This window comes from Luteithermobacter gelatinilyticus (genome assembly GCF_005849285.1).
Taxonomy (GTDB): Bacteria; Pseudomonadota; Alphaproteobacteria; order Sphingomonadales; family Emcibacteraceae; genus Luteithermobacter; species Luteithermobacter gelatinilyticus.
This window is the reverse complement of the sequence record NZ_CP040517.1, coordinates 632,732-648,026: the sequence shown is the minus strand read 5'-3', so window position 1 is coordinate 648,026 and position 15,295 is coordinate 632,732. Positions and strand designations below refer to the sequence as shown.

General features: G+C 53.0%; 12 protein-coding genes and 1 pseudogene. 4 read left to right on the top strand and 9 right to left on the bottom strand.

Translation table 11 applies throughout. The annotated features are described in order from the left end of the window. Window positions 1-5: 5 nt before the first annotated feature. The 9 genes and pseudogenes from FE788_RS02950 to FE788_RS02910 form a co-directional block, all read right to left on the bottom strand. Window positions 6-209, bottom strand: coding sequence for a YgaP family membrane protein (locus FE788_RS02950; protein WP_138379236.1), 204 nt, complete (start codon window positions 207-209; stop codon window positions 6-8). Between the two features lies 1 nt (window position 210). Beyond that, the gene (locus tag FE788_RS02945; protein ID WP_138379235.1) at window positions 211-423 is read right to left on the bottom strand and encodes a YgaP family membrane protein; all 213 of its coding nucleotides are present in this window, start codon (window positions 421-423) and stop codon (window positions 211-213) included. A gap of 293 nt (window positions 424-716) precedes the next feature. Next, on the bottom strand, window positions 717-1,376 hold the full coding sequence (locus FE788_RS02940; RefSeq protein ID WP_138379234.1) for a Crp/Fnr family transcriptional regulator: 660 nt from the start codon (window positions 1,374-1,376) through the stop codon (window positions 717-719). A gap of 59 nt (window positions 1,377-1,435) precedes the next feature. Continuing rightward, on the bottom strand, window positions 1,436-2,692 hold the full coding sequence (locus FE788_RS02935) for an MgtC/SapB family protein (RefSeq protein WP_138379233.1): 1,257 nt from the start codon (window positions 2,690-2,692) through the stop codon (window positions 1,436-1,438). Between the two features lie 36 nt (window positions 2,693-2,728). Next, window positions 2,729-3,343: a glutathione S-transferase family protein gene (locus FE788_RS02930; RefSeq protein WP_168190237.1), complete on the bottom strand. Its 615-nt coding sequence runs from the start codon at window positions 3,341-3,343 to the stop codon at window positions 2,729-2,731. A 47-nt stretch (window positions 3,344-3,390) separates the two neighbouring features. Continuing rightward, the gene (locus FE788_RS02925) at window positions 3,391-3,885 is read right to left on the bottom strand and encodes a flavin reductase family protein (protein ID WP_138379231.1); all 495 of its coding nucleotides are present in this window, start codon (window positions 3,883-3,885) and stop codon (window positions 3,391-3,393) included. 214 nt (window positions 3,886-4,099) lie between these two features. Then, window positions 4,100-6,034 carry a sulfate adenylyltransferase subunit CysN gene (gene cysN / locus FE788_RS02920; protein WP_138379230.1) on the bottom strand — a complete coding sequence of 645 codons (1,935 nt, stop codon included), beginning with the start codon at window positions 6,032-6,034 and terminating at the stop codon, window positions 4,100-4,102. Next, window positions 6,034-6,951: pseudogene (gene cysD / locus FE788_RS02915) on the bottom strand (sulfate adenylyltransferase subunit CysD); the annotation flags it as partial. The gene cysN and the pseudogene cysD, both read right to left, overlap by 1 nt. Before the next feature lie 326 nt (window positions 6,952-7,277). Further along, window positions 7,278-8,780: an alkaline phosphatase family protein gene (locus FE788_RS02910; RefSeq protein ID WP_138379228.1), complete on the bottom strand. Its 1,503-nt coding sequence runs from the start codon at window positions 8,778-8,780 to the stop codon at window positions 7,278-7,280. Between the two features lie 446 nt (window positions 8,781-9,226). Here FE788_RS02910 and FE788_RS02905 point away from each other — a divergent pair, with 446 nt between their 5' ends. From FE788_RS02905 to FE788_RS02890, 4 genes are all read left to right on the top strand, one after another. Continuing rightward, complete coding sequence (locus FE788_RS02905) at window positions 9,227-9,925, top strand: LuxR family transcriptional regulator (RefSeq protein ID WP_138379227.1); 699 nt, start codon at window positions 9,227-9,229, stop codon at window positions 9,923-9,925. Between the two features lie 575 nt (window positions 9,926-10,500). Beyond that, entirely contained in the window at window positions 10,501-11,073 is a 573-nt protein-coding gene (locus FE788_RS02900; RefSeq protein WP_168190236.1) for an RNA polymerase sigma factor, read from the top strand. A gap of 83 nt (window positions 11,074-11,156) precedes the next feature. Beyond that, window positions 11,157-12,179 carry a FecR family protein gene (locus FE788_RS02895; protein ID WP_168190443.1) on the top strand — a complete coding sequence of 341 codons (1,023 nt, stop codon included), beginning with the start codon at window positions 11,157-11,159 and terminating at the stop codon, window positions 12,177-12,179. Between the two features lie 334 nt (window positions 12,180-12,513). Continuing rightward, on the top strand, window positions 12,514-15,258 hold the full coding sequence (locus FE788_RS02890; protein ID WP_168190235.1) for a TonB-dependent receptor: 2,745 nt from the start codon (window positions 12,514-12,516) through the stop codon (window positions 15,256-15,258). Window positions 15,259-15,295 lie beyond the last annotated feature (37 nt).

The following is a 15,295-nucleotide window of genomic DNA, read 5'->3' as shown; positions in this document are numbered from 1 at the left end:
GCACCTCAATCAAAGGCTTTGCCCGGCGCCACACCCAGCTTTTTCAGAAAAATTGCCAGCGGGCAAAACCGGGTAAAAGCCGCCTGAAACATGTTAAGCCCGACAAACGCTGTCAGGGCAAACCAGTAGGGATGCACCCAAATCCCCAATGTCAGGCTGATCAGCACCATAAAACCGGCAAAAGCCAGCACCATACGATCAATGCTCATGTCAATTTCCTTTCTTCTGGGATAAGTTCTCCAATGGACAGGTGCGCAGGCCCAACAGGCTATAAGCCGGGCACCATTTCAGAAGTCCGGTGGCCAGGGGCACAATTCCGATCCAACCCCAGGGCGAAAAAATTCCCGCAACCTCCAGGCCAATTAGCACAAGACCGGCCAGGATGCGGATCATACGATCCAGTGACCCCACATTTTTCTTCATCTGATGTCTCCTTATACAGACACACTATGACAGTCTTCAGGCCCAAGAAGATCATATTTTTCCATGAATGTCTGTGATCTAGGTCACATAAACCACAAGCGGGAAGGGCTCCCCCAGAATGAATTGAGAAACATGTCATCTGCCCCGTTCTGGGTTTTGACATGTTTTAGATGAATTGTGCCAACCTATTCACAATTCACTCTATACGTCACAGGCTCGTGGATTGCGTCGTTACTGTCGCGCCTCGTAATGACATTGAAGCTGTGCGGATAAGACTGGAAATAAGAGGTGAACTAGCGCGTGACGGCCTGTAACCCGTCGCGGTCCAGGATTTCAATCACCCCCCGGCTCAGCCGCACCAGACCATCCCGTTCAAATTGCTTGAGCTGGCGGCTGACCACTTCCCGTACAGATCCCAACTCTCCGGCCAGATGCTGATGGGTCAGGGACAAGACATGCCCCTTGCGATCGGCATAATCCAGCAACAGCTGCGCCAGGCGTTTGTCCAGTTTCTTGAACACCACCTCGTCCACCAGCATGGTCAACATGGACAGCCGTCGGGAAAAAACCCCGAAAACAAACCGTCGGAATGGGTCGGATATTTCCAGAAGCCGGGTAAAACTGTTCGGCGGGATCAGAGCCATCACCACATCAGTTTCCGCGATCCCTTCGGCCTGATACCCTTCATCGGACATCAGGCAGGTGGTAGTCATGATACAGGATTCCCCGGCTTCAACCCGGTATAGCACCAGTTCCCTACCGTCTTCGGACAATTTTCTGACCTTGACGCTACCGTCCAGCAACAGGACATATCCTTCACACCGTACCCCTTCGGAAAACAGGACGGACCCGGCAGGCAGGCGCCGAAGCTGACCGTTTTTTTCCAGAATATCCCGCGCTTCGGGAGCCAGTTCGGCCAATTCCGGAAAAGATGCCACAATCCGATCAAACATTCCTGATTTTCTCCTTGTGCCCGATAAGCCCACAATACAATATTACTATTACTGCACCATTACTGCACAAAATATACCCCAACGCCCACGATCACGCTGATCACGAGCGGGCCGGCCACCTTGAGACCGAAATCCTTCCGCCCCACGCCAAGCGCCAGGCCGCCTTTGACCAGACTGTTCGTCGCTGCGGCGATAAAGATGGCCAGACTGGCCACCGCAATCGTCAGATCCGTGCCGCTCATCCGGGCCATGGACAGGGTAATGGCATCCACATCCGTCAACCCCGAGAAAGCCGACAGCAAATAAACCCCCGCCTCTCCCAGATAAACCTGCAACAATTTACTCAACAGCATGATGATCGCCAGCAACAGTCCAAATTGCAGCGCCATGGAAAGCTGAAACGGATTTTTGACCAACAGATCCCCTTCTTCCACCGACTTCGAACTGTGTTTTTGCCATAAAACCAGGGCTGTCCCATAGGTCAGAACCGCCGTCACCAGCAACGGCGCTGCCAAACGCAGCGCCACCGCCGGGTTAATCAGGGCGCTGACCAGAAGCACCCGGGGATACATTGTCCCGCAGGCCGCCAGAATACCGGCCGCCAATGTGTTCTGATAGCGCGTATTTCCCCGGGCCATGCGCGACAGCGTCAGCGTGACCGCCGTTGACGAGGCAAGCCCGCCGAAAATGCCCGTTGCCAGAATGCCGTACCGCAGCCCGCCAATCTTCATGGCGAAATATCCCACATATGAGATTCCCGCGACCAGCACCACCATCCACCAGATTTCAAAGGGGTTGATCATCTGCCAGGGCCCGTATCCCCTGTTCGGCAACAGGGGAATCAGCACAACGGAAATCAGCAACAGCTTTAATGTGGCATAAAGCTCCACCCGCTCAAGCCGGTGGACCAGATCATGCAGCTGTGACTTGATTCCCAACAGCAGCGAGATGACCACCGCCGCCGATATTGCCACATAAATATGCCCCGCCACGGCCAGGGCCCCAAGACAAAAGGTCAGGAGCGCCGCAATCAGGCTGGTGATGCCAATGTCTTCCTGAACCCGCAACCGCATGAGATAGGCGGCGGTCAGAACCACGGCGAGTCCGAGAAATGCCACCCCCAAAATCCAGACATTTCCCGGTTGTGCAAGATAGGCCACAATCCCGCCCAGCAGGCCGATCAGACCAAAGGTTCGCACCCCGGCGATCCTGCGCCCTTCATCCTCATTCCTGTCACTCCATCCCCGTTCAAGTCCGATCAACAGCCCAATAGCCAGAGCAATGCCCAGGAATTTGATGATTTCCAGATCCGCCATGTCTGTGCATTTCTCCGCTGTCGTTTGCGTTCGGAATCAGGTCCTGATTTTTTGAAAAGCCGGCCGTGACAAACATTGTTTGCGCCAGTTCTTCACCACTGGAAACGCGGACAGATCTGTGCCCATCATGGCGGCAAAATTCACTCCGTGACAAACCAGCATATCAGCCAGACTGAATTCCGACCCCACAAGCCAGTCACGGCCCTTCAGATCCCCTTCTAAAAGCTTGAGAGACCGGTCAATCATGCCCAAAAAGTCCCTGCAGATTTCCGAATGGGGATCCTGTTGTTTGAATTTGATGGCCAACAGCAACTGAAAGGCATAGGCATCCAGCTCGGTCATGGCAAAAGAGGCCCATTTCATCACCCGGGCTTCTTCTTCGAGTCCCTCACCCAGAAGCCGGCCATTGCCATATTTGTGGCCATATTTTTTGGCCAGATAAAAACATATGGCCAGGGTTTCCGTCAGCACAAAATCCCCGTCCATCAGAACCGGCAACTTTCCCGCAGGATTCAGCCGGCGAAATTCTTCCGTTCGGGTGGGATCACTGACAGCGTCATAATTTTCATGGCGATAGTCCAGCCCCAGTTCTTCGACCAGCCACAACACGACTGAAGCCCGGGTTCGGGCGCTGCCAAATATGGTAATCATCTCCATCTGCTCCTGTTTTTGAGACTTGCGGAGTCCGTCTTCGGGGATCAGGCCTCCTGAAACGGCGCAAATGTGCCATATTTTCCATCCAGATAAATCAATGGCCGGACGTTTCCTTCCACGCTCACCCCGGTGACGTCACCAATGAAGATGTCATGACTACCATAACTGAAACACTGGGTTTTTATACAGTGTATAATCGCCTGCGCCCCCTTGAGCACCGGCGGCTTGTGGTCCTGGACGATCCAGTGTTCGTCATTAACCCTTTCCAGGGCGGGCTTGCCACCGGCGCAGATATTCGAGATGTCGGTCTGTTCCTCGCTCAGAATATTAATGGCAAATGCATCAACCCCCGCCATGGCGCCATTGAGCTGCGCCTGCTTGTTCACACAAATCAACATGGAAGGCGGGTCAAAGGACACCGACGATACCGCGGTCGCGGTCATAGCGTGCAGGTTTCCTTCCCTGTCCCGGCAGGAAACCACAGAAACCGATGAAGCATACCGCCGCATGGCCGCGGCAAGGGAAGTGGGATTAGTCATCTCTTAAATGCCTTTATATATTATATATTGTTTTTAAAGCCTCAATTACAGACCAAGGATCATAAGAGGTCAAGGCCCCTTATGATCCAAAGCCCTACTGGTGAGGGAGGAAACTTAACAATCCGGTTTGTAAATGTCTCGTATTTTTCGAGAGAGACAGGCAAAAACACGTCAAGCGGCCCAAACGGCCGCTCACATGATATTTTACGAAGCTTCAGAAAAACCCACCAATCACCGGAGGACTTTGCGGCTGCAGATACCCGTTATCCTCCAGATAGGCAATCACCTGGTCCGCCGCCTGTTCCGCATCAAGGCGGGTGGTATCCAAGGTAATATCGGCGCGTTCCGGTGCTTCATACGGACTGTCAAATCCTGTGAAGTTCTTGATCTCTCCCCGGCGGGCCTTCTTATACAGTCCCTTGGGATCACGTTCCTCACAGACCTCCAGCGGCGTATTCACATAGATTTCCAGGAATTCCTTGTCCCCCATCAGTTCCCGCGCCATCCGACGCTCGGCCCGGAACGGAGAAATGAACGAAACCAGGGTAATTAGCCCCGCATCCACCATCAGCTTGGCAGTTTCGGCCACCCGACGGATATTTTCCACCCGGTCCGCATCGGTAAAGCCCAGATCCTTGTTCAGGCCGTGACGCACATTGTCCCCGTCCAGCACATAGGTATGCTTGGCCCGGGCGTGCAGTTTCTTTTCCACCAGATTGGCAATGGTGGATTTTCCGGAACCGGACAGGCCGGTAAACCACAACACCACCGGTTTCTGTCCTTTCATGTCGGAACGGGCCTGTTTATTCACATCCAGCGCCTGCCAGTGAATATTTTCCGCCCGGCGCAAGCCGTAATCAATCATGCCGACCCCGACCGTATTGTTGGTCAGGCGGTTGATAATGATAAACCCGCCCATATCCCGGTTGTCCGCATAACGGTCATAGGCGATCTGGTCGCTGAGCGACAGGTTGCAAACCCCCACCTCATTGAGTTCCAGCTTCTTGCCGGCTTCATGTTCCAGGGAGTTCACATTCACCTTGTATTTCAGATCCGTCACCATGCCCGGCAAAGTCCGGGTTGCGGACTTGATCAGATAAGGCCGTCCCGGCAATAGCGGTTCATCATCCATCCACAGGATATGCGCCATGAACTGGTCCGACATTTCGGCGCGGGTCTCTGTGTGACAGATCACATCGCCTCGGGAAATATCAATCTCATCCTCCAGAACCAGGGTCACCGCTTGCCCGGCCACGGCCTGCTCCAGATCCCTGTCATGGGTGACAATTCGTTTGATGCGGCTGGTCCGGGCCGACGGCAGAACAACAATCTCGTCTCCCTGGGCCACACGACCGCTAACGATGGTGCCGGAAAATCCCCGAAAATCCAGGTTGGGCCGGTTCACCCACTGCACCGGAAACCGGAACGGCGCCGACGTTTCATCGGAGGCCACGTCAATGGTTTCCAGAAGATGCATAAGGGTCGGCCCCTCATACCACTCAAGGGCCTCGCCGCGGTCCAGAATATTGTCTCCCTTGAGGGCAGAAATGGGAATACAGGTAATATCTTCAAGGCCGATTTCGGCCGCAAAAGCCCGATATTCCTGTTCGATATCGTCAAAAAACTGTCGGGAGTAGTCCACCAGGTCCATTTTATTGACCGCCAGCACCACATGTTTGATGCCCAGAAGCGAGACAATATAGCTGTGGCGACGGGTCTGGGTCAGAACCCCCTTGCGCGCATCAATCAGGATCACCGCAAGATCGGCGGTGGAAGCGCCCGTTGCCATATTGCGGGTATATTGTTCATGACCCGGCGTGTCCGCCACAATAAATTTGCGTTTGTCGGTGGAAAAAAACCGGTAGGCCACGTCGATGGTGATGCCCTGCTCCCGTTCCGCCGAAAGCCCATCCACCAGCAAGGCAAAGTCGATGTCCCCGCCCTGGGTGCCCATTTTGCGGCTGTCATTTTCCAGGGCATTGAGCTGGTCCTCGAAAATCAGCTTGGAATCATACAGCAGTCGCCCGATCAGGGTGCTTTTCCCGTCATCCACGCTGCCACAGGTAATAAACCGCAAAAGCCCCTTATTCTCCTGGGCTTTCAGATATTCCAGAATGTCGCCGGCGATGAGCTCAGATTTATGTGACATCAGAAATATCCTTCCTGTTTCTTCTGTTCCATGGAAGCATTGGTGTCCTTGTCAATGGCCCGGCCCTGCCGTTCCGAGGTCCGCGTCAGCAGCATTTCCTGAATAATCGCTGGCAAGGTATCAGCCTCGGATTCTATGGCGCCAGTGAGCGGGTAACAGCCCAGGGTGCGGAAACGTACTTTTTTCATCTGCGGCGTCTCGCCGGGTTCGAGCGGCATACGGTCGTCATCGACCATGATCAGCATGCCATCCCGTTCCACCACCGGGCGCTCCTTGGCATAATAAAGTGGGACGATGGGAATGTTTTCCAGATAAATATACTGCCAGATGTCCAGTTCCGTCCAGTTGCTCAACGGGAATACCCGGATGCTTTCCCCTTTATTGATGCGGCTGTTATAAAGCCGCCACAGTTCAGGTCGCTGATTTTTCGGGTCCCAGCGATGCTGGGCGGAGCGGAAGGAAAACACCCGTTCCTTAGCACGACTTTTTTCCTCATCCCGGCGTGCGCCGCCAAAGGCCGCATCAAAGCCGTATTTATCAAGCGCCTGTTTTAGCGCCTGGGTTTTCATCACATCGGTATGAACGGCGGACCCGTGGGTAAAGGGCCCGATATTCCGGGCCACGCCTTCTTCATTGATATGGATGATCAGGTCCAGGCCCAGCTCCGCCGCCATGCGGTCCCGGAACTCAATCATTTCGCGGAATTTCCAGGTGGTGTCCACATGCAAAATCGGAAAAGGCGGCCGGGAGGGATAAAAGGCTTTCATCGCCAGATGAAGCATTACGGAGCTGTCCTTGCCGATGGAATACAGCATGACCGGATTTTGACATTCCGCCGCCACTTCGCGGATGATGTGAATGCTTTCGGCCTCCAGCCTTTTCAAATGTGTCAGGTCCATATTTCTTCTCTTTTCAACGCCAACTTCATCCGGAAGACCCGCTTATACCATATTTTCCGTAACATATTTCCCGGTTAATGAAAGAGCATCGCTTCTTTCTTCCGTTTTATTCTCAGACCCTTTACATAACGACACATTAACAAAAAAACAATGGTAATTATAAGTTTTTGGAAAAATATATGTGTATATTACAAATAATTACACATTATAAGTGTTAATTATAATCAAAGAACTGCCCTTCCCACCATTCGAGAAGGGCAGTTTCCTGTCAAAATATCTGGAGCTCAAGTCATGGCGTGATCCGCCAACAGAATTGAGCCAACCTCTGCACAATTCACTCTAACTTACAGAGGCAAGTTAAGCGCCTTTATCATCACGTCGAAAATTTTATTTTGTTCCATCACCCCCTGCACTTTAGCGGCGCCCGGACCGGTCGCATAGATGGCCACATCCTCACCAGCATGATGGCCGGTACGAACGGGGATCAGCGCCTGTTGACGAAACTCAGGCGCTTCTGTGTCCACAGGACCAAGGTCCGCTCGGTCTTCTCCCTGCCGAAGCCCTTGGGGGGTCATATAATATCCCAAGGTTGTATAAGGCTTCCCATCGGCGGCTAGCGCCGGGGCCGTTTCCGGGGAACCTCTGTCATCATTGCCGACCACCTTTCCCAGAATCGGATTGCCGCGAGTGGGATAACCCGCCATCACAAAGGTATGGGAATGATCGGCGGTAACAATGATCAGAGTATCGTCCGGATTGGTCATGCGCACCGCCTGTTCGACAGCTTGATTCAGCGCGATACCGTCATGAAGCGCCAGATAGGCGCTGCCGGCATGATGGCCGTGGTCCACCCGGCCGGCCTCAACCATCAAGAAATACCCGGCGTCATTTTTTTCCAGGATCCTGATGGCCTTTTCCGTCATCTCCGCCAGAGAGGGTTCTCCGCCCTGATCCCGGCTCCGTTGCGCTTCATACTGCATATGACTGGCATTAAATAAGCCCAGCAGCCGATCCGTGTCTTCGGGAGAAATAGCTCGAAAATCCTCGGCGCGCCAGACATAACGTCCCCCTTTATGTTTATCCAGCCATTCCTCAATCAGGTTCCGCCCGTCCCGGCGCCGGCCCGGTGCGCCGGTTTCCGGATCTTTCATATACTGCGGAAAAAAAGCCCGCCGGCCGCCACCCAGCGCCACCTCAATGCCATCTCCTTCGGAAAATTCGATCAACTGGCGGGCAATATCACGACACCCCTGTGCCAACGCCTCCGCCGGCATGTCAGAATCAGCTTCCCAGTCCCGTTCCGGGACATGGGCATAAAGGGCGGCGGGGGTGGCATGGGTAAGACGTGCCGTGGTCACAACCCCGGTTGACAGACCGGCCCGCTCCGCCCGCTCCAGAAGGGTCTGAAGCCGCTGGTCTTTTGCGGACGCACACGCACCGCGCGTTACCTGTGCCGATACACTGATCAGACCGGCCTTGGTTTTGTGCCCGGTGACCATGGCCGTGGCTGTGCCGGCGGAATCCGGCACCTGCTGATTGGTATTGTAGGTCTTGGCCAAGGCCAGATGCGGGAATTTCTCCCAGGACAGAACATTATCCTCCCCCGCAAGACCTTTCCTTTGCCCGTCCAGAATACGGATTGCCGTGACCGTGCTGACCCCCATCCCGTCACCAATAAACAAAATCACATTCTTGGCTTTCTCAGGACCGGATTCTTCAGAACCAGATTTTTCAGGCGGCGCCGTCTCAGAATGGATATCCGTCTGCACCTCGTGGCACCCCGCCAAAATCAGGGTGCACCACAACAACATTACCGCCCCAACGACGCCCATCGGCTTCATATACATTCCTTTCTACCTTTTGCTCTATATTGCCCTGTGGCCCGTGATCCAGAGTGAATTGTGAAAAGATGGCCTCATCATTATGCACTATTCCGCTCTTTCTCAGGGGCCCCTCAGAGCCACAAGAATATCGCCCTTCTATATGATCGACCTTTATGTCATTGATGTTAAAACCCCCTAAAATATTTCACACAGAAGGCAAAAACTGATTCCCTGCATCACCATCCCTAGAGTGAATTGCGAATAGGTTGACCCACCACTGATCACACAGCCCCGGAGCAAAACGAATTGAAATAAACTTATTGGTGTGTTAGTATATAGAAGATATCTTAAATTCCTAAAAAAGTCTTTGATTTTATTACAATTTTAATGAAATAACACAATCTATAGTCGTAATTTATATATTTCGATACGCCTAAAACACACAGGGCACGCCACCGGACGGAACAGCGATGAAATTGTCCCGTTACATTAAAGAAAGCCAACAGGCCGAAACCCCCAGGGAACTATTTAAACTGCTGTGTGAGGCAGCACACGATCTTGGATTCCCGTACCTGGCCTGCGTCATCCTCAGTGAAACGGGAAAAACCCAAACATATGGTGTGAGCTATCCGCAGGATTGGATCAATCATTATCTGGCCCGGAATTATCAGAATATCGACCCCGTGCTGCAATATTGTCCCCGATGTCCGCTCGGGCTGGAATGGAAAAAACTCCGAAACGACGACACCCTCACCGCCCCCCAAAAGCAGTTGATGCAAGAAGCTGAACAATTCGGGCTGGAGCGGGGCCTGACCCTCCCGCTTTTCGGCCCTTATGGGCGGCTCATCCTGCTGTCTTTTGCTGGGCCGGAAAAAAGAGCAATCCGAAAAACAATATATAACCGGTTGATGCTACTGGCCCTGCAATTTCATATCTGTCTGATGACGTTAAACACCGTGCCGCCATCCTCTTCTCCCCTCACTCCCCGGGAAATCGACTGCCTGAAATGGGTTGCTCAAGGCAAGTCTTCCTGGGAAATCGGCAAAATTCTGGGCATTAGCGAACACACCGTTAATGGGTATATCCGCGACATCTACCAAAAGCTCGATGTGTCCACCCGCGCTATGGCCGTGATGACGGCCCTGCGGCGGGGATTGATGACGCCATAATCCCCCGAAGCGTCATTTATGCCCCTCTCCCTTCCTTTTCTTGAAATAAAAATTGTCCCTTTTTGGGGGCTCAGACGTCTATAGGATAAGAGCCCCTTATCAACAGCGGCATTGGCCGGGCGGGGCCCCAAAATGCACAGATCTTTCCTCCGTAGGAAGATACCGCCGGCTCCGGACGACCCAAATGAGAAGGACTGGCGGCCAACTGGGCGGACAGCCGCGGGTCCGGATGCCCGCCGCCCTTCTTTACCGCAGCCTGCCTTTATTCCATTCATTATCCAGGATATTTACCAACCAAAAGATCAAAAAATGTCCCCTAAATATAGATTTTTGCGTCTTATGAGCATCAAAAGGATAACATTTTAATCCAAATAGCGGCTTACCGGCCATCACGCGACAGTTTCAGATCCCCCGACCCCAAATGGTCAATACCCCATAAAGGAGGGAATAATTCCGAATATGAGGTTCCCGCATAAAACCAAAACATGCAAATACACTTATAATAAATCCCAAATAGGGATAAAATGAAAAGTCATTCTGACACTCGATTGTCTGGGAACGGACCACAGAACTGCATGATGCTGAAACGGCGCGACAGTTTTTTAAAAGAAAGTTATCAGCGGTATCGTGATGAACTTTACCGTTACCTGCGACGTATGGTCAACGGGCGCAGTCAGGAAGCCAAGGACATTACCCAAATGGCTTTCACCCGACTGGCCGCCCTCACAGACCCCCAGACGCTACGTAACCCCCGGGCTTTTTTATACACAACCGCCCGGAATATTGTTATCGACAGAGCGCGCCGGCGGCAGGTGAAAGCCAAACATATGGAAGAAGTGCCGCTGGAAAGCTGGCACGAGCCCGGTCATGGCATTTCTCCGGAACATATTGCTCTGGATCGCGAACGGCTGGCCGTTTTGAAGACAGTCATAGAAAACTTGCCCGCCAAGCCCCGTCGCATCTTCGTGTTGAACCGCGTATATGGGTTGAGTTACAGGGAAATCGCCGAAGAAATGGGACTGAAGGAAGAAAATGTCAAAAAGCATGTCTTTCGGGCTCTGAAAAAATGCACCACAGAGATGGCAAAAATATATAAAAACAGCGCCCCCTCCACTCCAACTGATGAAATGCCAAAATCCAGCAAATAGAAACATCCATGAAAAAACCAGGAAAACATCCTCCATTTCGCCCTAACTCCTCTTCTCCGGCGGAATCTGTTCAGGAACAAGCGATGAAATGGATTGTCCATCTTGAATCTGGGCAGGCAAACGATGAAGACCGGCAAGCCTTTCAGGCATGGCTTGACCTTTCAGCAGTTCATCGTCGCGCCTATAACCAGATTTTAGCGGTCTGGCAGGGAGCTGCCATGGTTGAAGAAATCCACCACATTGAACCGCGTCACCTGTCCAATGAGGAGATACCTAACAGCGCAAGCCGCAAAATTCTGCACATCCTTAAACCAGGCCCCCCCCTCCGGAGCGGTGCCATCGCCGCGGGGGTGTTCGCGCTGTTTATGATTGTCGGTGTCGCCTTGGTTGCCACATTGCTGTCGCCGGCCACCCAATATCAGACGCAGATTGCCGAAATTCGCGACCTGGTTCTGCCGGACAACAGCAATGTCACCTTGGGCGCAAATTCCCAGATTACTCTTGAATTCACAGATACAGAACGCCGGGTTATCCTCAACAGGGGAGAAGCCTTCTTTTCCGTCAGCAAGGATCCCCTACGGCCTTTTCTGGTGCTGGCCCAGGATACTGTCATCCGGGTCACCGGCACCAAATTCAATGTCCATCACGCCCCCCGGAAAGTCATTGTCTCCGTTCTTGAAGGTAAGGTTGAAGTGGCCAAAACCTTTCCCAAAACGCCGGTCAAGGCCCGACCGGAATCACAGTCTCTGGCCCTGTCCATTCCCGCCACAGAGTTTCAGCCGGTCAAGGCCGGCCAGCAACTGGAATCGGAATACAACAAGCCGCTTCGCAAAATTATCGCCCAGCCCCGCAGGAAGCCGGACGCCTGGTTGAAAGGACATCTTGTCTATAACTACGCCACCCTACGCGAAGTCATTGCGGATGCCAACAGATACTCCCATATTCCCATTGTGATTGAACCTGAAGACGTGGGAGACTTGAAAGTGACCGCCGCATTTCGCACAGATCAGATTGACCAGATGATCGAAGCCCTGTCTGATGCCCTCCCCATCAAGGTCATCCATGATCCTGGAAGGCAGGTCCGAATCACAACAAAACCTCAATAACACATTTCTTGCTTTTGTTTTGCTTTTGGCCTGCCCCATGGCAGAACGCCAGACCTGATCGCCAAAACATAAAACCCCAAAACATAAAACCGAAACATAAAAAAATGTCCCTGTGAGAAGGGATTTTACGTCTTCTGTATTACCAATGCATGACCAGATCATATCGCCCAAAACCGCCCCGTGCCGAGGCGGATATCTGACACATTGCCTTGGGAATACCTAACTCTTCTTAATGAAGGATAACCAGACAACCCCAAAAATCCCAACCCCAAAAATCCAAAGACAAACAAATCATATCCGGGAGGCATACATGTTAAAGGATTCACAGGACACAATGTTCCAAAATACGCAGCATCCCCACCACCTTGCAACCGAAGGTAAAAACGGCAAAACCAGTCTTCTGAAAACCTTGGCGGCCACCACGCTATTGGCACTCACTTGCGGTACTGCCGCCCAGGCCGCCGACCAGAAGTTTTCCATCCCGGCGCAGCCGCTCTCCACCGCGTTGATCAGTTTTTCCGAACAATCCAATTATGTGGTCGTGACCTCCGGCGATCTGGTGAACAATCTTCAGGCCCCTGACGTGAATGGTATTTTATCACCGGAAGAAGCGCTTGACCGCCTTCTGGCTGGAAGCGGCCTGCGCTACCGGATCAGCGGTAATGGTACGGTGACCATTATCAGCAACGCGTCCGACCAGGACAGCCAACTGCACCTCAATTCCTCTTCTGCCGGAAACGCCGCCCATGCCCGCCTTCAACAAAACCAGGCAGATCAGAGCCAACAGCAACCCGGCAGGGAAGAACAAATAGCTATGGCTGAAACAGAGGAAGAAGCCATGGTTCTGGAGGAAATCATCGTCACCGGTTCCCATATTCGGGGCGCCCGGTCCGCATCCCCAGTCTTTACTTTTGATCGCGAGGACTTCGACAAAACTGGCTTGGCCACCCCTCAGGACATTATTCGCCGTATGCCGCAAAACTTTAATGGCGGCATCGCAGAGTTTAACCCGACACTGGCCCCAGCAGGCCCCAATGAGAGCAATCTGGGGCTTGGCACCGGCGTTAATTTGCGCGGTCAGGGCAGTGATTCCTCTTTGATCCTGCTGAATGGCCACCGGATATCCGCTTCTGGAAACGGTCAGTTTGTGGACGTTTCCCTGATTCCCTTAAGCGCCATTGAACGGGTCGAGGTCCTGACCGATGGGGCCTCCGCCATTTACGGCTCCGACGCCGTGGGCGGAGTGGTCAATTTTCAACTTCGCAAGGATTATGAGGGAGCGGAAACCCGGCTCCGCTACGGCACCGTCACCGATGGTGATAGTGAAGAATATAAGGTCGGCCAGACTTTCGGCACCAACTGGCGAGGCGGCAATGCACTGATCAGCTATGAATATTACAAACGCACGCCGCTTGATTCCGAAGACCGCTCCTTTACAAAAGACGTCATAGACCCTACCGATTTGATCCCGCGGCAGGAACGTCACAGCGTCTTTTTCACCGGCCGCCAGGAACTCAAAGAACGCGTGGAATTGTTCGCGACCGCCTTTTACAGCGAACGGGACAGCGAAAGATCATTTGGCAGCAATGTCGGCAGCAACATTCAGTTCAGCAGCAGCACCACCAAGCAATATGGCGGCATCTTCGGAACAACCGTAGATATTGGCCAGAGTTGGCAGGCAGAAGTGGCCGCCACCTACAGCCGCACCGAACTGGACAGCGCCTTTGAAAGATTCTTTTTCCCGGTGGATACGGATGATGAGCCCTTCGACAGCGGGGAAAACCAGTCGATCAACGCCCTGTGGTCCATCGACGCCAAAGCCGATGGCACGTTATTCACCCTTTCCGGAGGAGATGTGAAAGGCGCCATCGGCACCCAATTCAGGAAAGAAACTCTTGAAGATCCGCTCTCAATGGCGGAGGGCAGGGTTCCCCTGGATCAGGAACGGACCGTCACGGCCTTCTTCGGGGAGCTGTTTTTCCCGTTTGTCAGCCAAGACAATCGTCGGCCTGGCCTTGAACGTCTGGAGTTCAGCGCCGCGGTCCGTCACGAGGAATACAGCGACTTCGGTTCTTCCACCAATCCCAAATTCGGGCTTGTCTGGTCTCCGGTCGGCGGCCTTAATCTGCGCGGCACCTTCGGCACCTCCTTCCGGGCGCCGTTGCTGACAGAACTGGCGGAAATCAATCTCGCCAGTATTCTGCTGAATGCGCCGAATCCCGCTTCGCCCACTGGCACCACACTGACACTGATCGGATTCGGCAACAATGCCGACCTTACGGCGGAAACAGCAACCACCTGGACCGCCGGGCTTGACTACCAACCGCAAGGCATTCCCGGGCTTACCCTGGGGTTGACCTATTTCAACATCAAGTTCGAGGACAGGATCGATAGTGAATTTGCGTTTTTTGATGTCTTTCTTGACCCCCGTTTCAGTTCTCTGATCACCTTAGACCCTGATCCGGTTCTGATTACCAAGCTCACGACGCCTCCCAGTAACTTTTTTGATTTCAGTGGCGGCGCAGATCCTTTCACTGCCGAAGCCTTTTTTGATGGCCGCCTACGCAATTTCGCCACGGTGGAAACCAGTGGGCTTGATTTCAACATTGCCTACGGGTTCGACAGCAACTTCGGTAGCTGGAACCTTGGCGTCAGCGGCACCTATCTGTTTGAACAGGAGGAACAACTCCTGCCGACAGACGATCCTGTGGATCTGGTGGATACGCCTTATAATCCGGTTGACCTAAAACTGCGGGGCACTGTCGGTTGGAATCATAATGGGTTTTCCACAAATGTTTTCATCAATTATGTGGACAGTTATTCCGACAACCGGACAGACCCTGAAACACCGGTCGATTCCTGGACCACGATTGACCTGACCCTGACCTATAACACCAGGGATAGTTTCAGTAATTCCCTGTTCAATAATTTGCAGTTCCAGTTCAGCGTCCAGAATCTGTTTGACGAGGATCCGCCCTTCGTGGCCGCCGCTTTCGGGGGGCAGGAAACAAATTTCGACCCCAACAACGCCAATGCGCTGGGCCGGTTCATCTCTTTCCAGATCACCAAAAACTGGTAAGGGCCCTTGACGCGGAAAATTTTTACCCTTTGCCCCG